The 3,576-nt window shown below is 69.6% G+C and carries 5 protein-coding genes; 3 read left to right on the top strand and 2 right to left on the bottom strand.

All coding sequences use genetic code 11. From position 1 onward, the window contains the following. A partial coding sequence (locus D180_RS18345; protein ID WP_017913931.1) for a PhzF family phenazine biosynthesis protein occupies nucleotides 1–566 on the top strand: 566 nt, incomplete at its 5' end. Nucleotides 567–662: 96 nt separating this feature from the next. Here the strand turns inward: D180_RS18345 and D180_RS18340 are convergent. Continuing rightward, nucleotides 663–1,268: a glycine zipper 2TM domain-containing protein gene (locus tag D180_RS18340; protein WP_017913930.1), complete on the bottom strand. Its 606-nt coding sequence runs from the start codon at nucleotides 1,266–1,268 to the stop codon at nucleotides 663–665. Between the two features lie 233 nt (nucleotides 1,269–1,501). Then, entirely contained in the window at nucleotides 1,502–1,933 is a 432-nt protein-coding gene (locus tag D180_RS18335) for an OsmC family protein (protein ID WP_017910837.1), read from the bottom strand. Nucleotides 1,934–2,221: 288 nt separating this feature from the next. Between D180_RS18335 and D180_RS18330 the strand changes: the two genes are divergently transcribed. Together D180_RS18330 and D180_RS18325 are read left to right on the top strand one after the other, a co-directional pair. Continuing rightward, the gene (locus D180_RS18330; RefSeq protein ID WP_026143706.1) at nucleotides 2,222–2,620 is read left to right on the top strand and encodes an HU family DNA-binding protein; all 399 of its coding nucleotides are present in this window, start codon (nucleotides 2,222–2,224) and stop codon (nucleotides 2,618–2,620) included. A 143-nt stretch (nucleotides 2,621–2,763) separates the two neighbouring features. Beyond that, nucleotides 2,764–3,468 (top strand): tellurite resistance TerB family protein, encoded by a 705-nt coding sequence (locus D180_RS18325; RefSeq protein ID WP_017913929.1) that lies wholly within the window; start codon nucleotides 2,764–2,766, stop codon nucleotides 3,466–3,468. Nucleotides 3,469–3,576: the final 108 nt, after the last annotated feature.

Here is a 3,576-nt window from a genome sequence, read left to right as displayed (position 1 = left end):
CCCCCCCCCTGCCGCTGCGGGTCGACGTGGATGCCGGAGTACGCAGCATCGCCATCCGTACCCCGCGCGCGCAGGTGGCCGAAATCGCCGAGGCCGCGGATGCGCGCCTGCAGGCGGCGCTGCGCGGCTGGACGCTGGGCGCGCTGCCGCCGGTGCGCATGGACGGCGGCCGCTGCTGGTGGCTGGTCGAAGTGGCCGACGAAGCCGCGCTGCGCGCGCTGGCGCCGGACTGGGATGCGATCGCCGCCCTGGCCGAAAGCACCGCCAGCATGGGCGTGTTCGCCTACGCGCGCGCCAGCGGCCCGGCCTATGCAGTGGCCGTGCGCGCCTTCGTCGGCAACGGCCGGCGCTTCGAGGATGCGGCCTCCGGCGCGGCCAATGCGGTGCTGGCGGCATGGCTGGATCACAGCAAGGCCCTGCCCGGCCACAGTGGCCGCTACGTCGCCAGCCAGGGCCGCGAGGTCGGCCACGATGCGCTGCTGACGCTGTGCGTCGACGAGGCCGGCGAGGTGTGGTCCGGCGGACAGGTGCAGACGGTGATCGAAGGCCGCATCGACTGGCCCTGATCGCCGGCCGGCGCCCCGCACCGCAGGCGCGAACGCGCGCGCAAAAACAAAGGGCGCCTCGCAAGGAGGCGCCCTTTGTTTTAGTCGGGCAATACGTCAGTCGGGCAGGACATCGACGCGGACGCGGATGCGATCGCCCGGAGGCGAGGCGGTACGGGTGTGGTAGTAGCGGCCGCCGTATTCGTAGGTCACGTCGTAGCCGTCGACGCGGTCGTAGCGTTCGGTCCGATACGACACCGGGTCGCATTCGCGGACCACGCCGCCACCGTAGCCGCCGCCGTAGCCGCGGGTATTGGTGTCGTAGATCGAGCGGCCGGCCAGGCTGCCGAGCATGGTGCCGACGGCGGTGCCGACGAAGCGGCCATTGCCGCCGCCAACGCGGCTGCCCAGCACAGCGCCGGCGATGCCGCCGACCACCGACGAGGCGGTACGGCCGCCATCGGTACCGCGGTAGCCGTAGTCGCTGGCGTAGCTGCCCGAGGCCGGACGGTCGTAACAGCGCTCGGTGGTCTCGCGCGGGCCGTTGACCTGCACCATGATCGGATCGGCGCGCACCACGCGCGCATATTCGTAGGTGCCGGACGCGTAGCCACGGTCGCGGTAGTCGTCGTAGCGGGTGTAACCGTAATCCTGCGCAGCGGCGGAGCCGATGACGCCGACAGCGAGCGCAGCGGTCAACAGACGGGTCGAGAGCTTGTTCATGGCGATGGTTCCAAGCGCGTGGATCGCGCGACTGCATGCTCGATCCGATGCGGTGAAACCAGACTGAATAGGGACGGCTGTGGCGCGCGCATTTAGTGGCGCGACAGCTAGCGATCGATCGAGCCACGCGGGACGGTGCAGAGGCGCAACGCGTCCTGGCCCGCCATCGGCGACGCCGCAGGTGCGCCGCACACGCGCGGCCCGGCATGCCGCCGGGCCGCGCCGGGGATTCCTCAGCCCAGTTCCGCTTCCAGGCTGATCGGCACCGCGCTCAGCGCCTTGGACACCGGGCAATTCTGCTTGGCGTCGTCGGCCACTTCGCGGAAGCGCGCGGCGTCGATGTTGGGCACCACGGCCTTGACCTTCAACCGGATCTGCGAAAGCTGGGGACCGCCTTCCATCGACAGGTCGACATCGGCGCGGGTGTCCAGCGCGGTCGGCGGGAAGCCGGCTTCGGTCAGCTTGGCCGACAGCGCCATGGTGAAGCAGCCGGCATGCGCGGCGGCGATCAGTTCTTCCGGATTGGTGCCCTTCTCGTCGCCGAAGCGGCTGTTGAACGCATAGCGGGTGTTCTCCAGCAGGCCGCTCTGCGGCGTGTTCAACCGGCCCTGGCCGGTCTTGAGATCGCCTTCCCAATGCGCGGTGGCGTGACGCGAAATGCCCATGCGAGGCTCCTGTCGGTGAGTGGAGCGCGGACCATAGGGGAGGCGGCGTTACGGGCTTGTGCTTCCGCGCGAAGGCGGCGGCGGCGGCGCGCGGCAGCGAAAATGCCCTGGCGCATCGCCGCGGATGTGCGGGTATCGGCGCCGTCCTCGGCAAAAAAGGCGTCGGTCGCGGCGAATATTCGCGTTTTTTGCTTCCGGCCTATTGGCGCGGCGTAGCACATGCCCTACATTTCGCCATGCCGACGGGGTCGGCGCGACCCAAACCACCAAATACGGAATCAGGACATCATGGCAAAGACCGCAAAAAAGGCTGCCCCGAAGAAGGCAGTGAAGAAGGTAGCGACCAAGGCTGCCGCCAAGCCGGCCGCTCCCAAGCCGATCAAGGACGTGCTGAGCAAGTCCGCGCTCGTCGCCCACATCGCCGAAACCAGCGGCGTGATCGCCAAGGACGTGCGCGCCGTGATGGCCTCGCTGGAGCACGCCGTGGCCGGTTCGGTCAGCAAGAAGGGCGCTGGCTCGTTCACCCTGCCGGGCCTGCTGAAGATCACCGCCGTCAGCGTGCCGGCCAAGCCGAAGCGCAAGGGCATCAACCCGTTCACCAAGGAAGAGCAGTGGTTCGCCGCCAAGCCGGCCACCACCAAGCTCAAGGTGCGCCCGCTGAAGAAGCTCAAGGACGCCGCGCTCTGAGCAGCGTCGCCTGATCCAGGCAAGCACACCGACGAGACGGCCCCGGCCGTCTCGTTTTTTTTGTGTCTGCTGCGCATTTGGGTTGACGGCCCGCTAAGGCGACGGCCGCTATACCGGTGATTCCCTTCGACAGGATCACCTGCATGAAACTACAGGGCTTTCTCGACCAACTGCTGCAATCGGCGCAGGGTGCCGCCGGCCAGGCCATGGGCAAGACCGGCACCGCCGCTCCTGCCGCACCGGCGCACGCCGGCGCCGGCGGCCTGGGCGGCCTGCTCAACGCCGACTTCGGCAAGGGAGCCCTCAGCGGCGGCGCACTCGGCCTGCTGCTCGGCAAACACCGCACCACCCGCAAGCTGGCGACCTACGGCGGCCTGGCCGCGTTGGGGCTGATGGCCTATCGCGCCTACGGCGACTACCGCCGTCAGCAACTCGGCGCCGCCGCGCCCGAACCGCAGACCCTGGACCGGCTGCCGCCACTGGAAGTCGAGCAGCACAGCCAGGCGGTGCTGCGCGCGCTGGTCGGCGCGGCCAAGGCCGACGGCCATCTGGACGAGCACGAGCGCCGCCTGATCGAAGGCGAGTTCGCCCGCCTCCACGGCAACGATGCCGACGTGCAGCAGTGGCTGCATGCGGAACTGGAAAAGCCGCTGGATCCGGCCGAGGTGGCGCGCGCGTCGACCAGTCCCGAGATGGCCGCGGAAATGTACCTGGCCAGCTTGCTCGCCGCCGACGAACAAGGCTTCATGGAGCGCAGCTACCTGGACGAACTGGCGCGGCAGCTCGGCATCGACGACGCCCTGAAGCAGCGCCTGCAACAACAGGCGGCTGCCCTGCACGCGGACTGAGCGCATGGCCGCGACGCCCACGCTTTCGCCAGCGCAGCGCCTGCGCCGCGACGTGCTGCGCGCGGCGTTGCTGGCTGCGCTGGCGCTCGCCGCCGCCTGGGCCTGGCG

Source organism: Xanthomonas sp. SHU 166 (genome assembly GCF_000364685.1).
GTDB classification, from domain to species: domain Bacteria; phylum Pseudomonadota; class Gammaproteobacteria; order Xanthomonadales; family Xanthomonadaceae; genus Xanthomonas_A; species Xanthomonas_A sontii.
The sequence above is the reverse complement of the archived record's forward strand: the minus strand, read 5'-3'. Positions and strand labels throughout refer to the sequence as shown.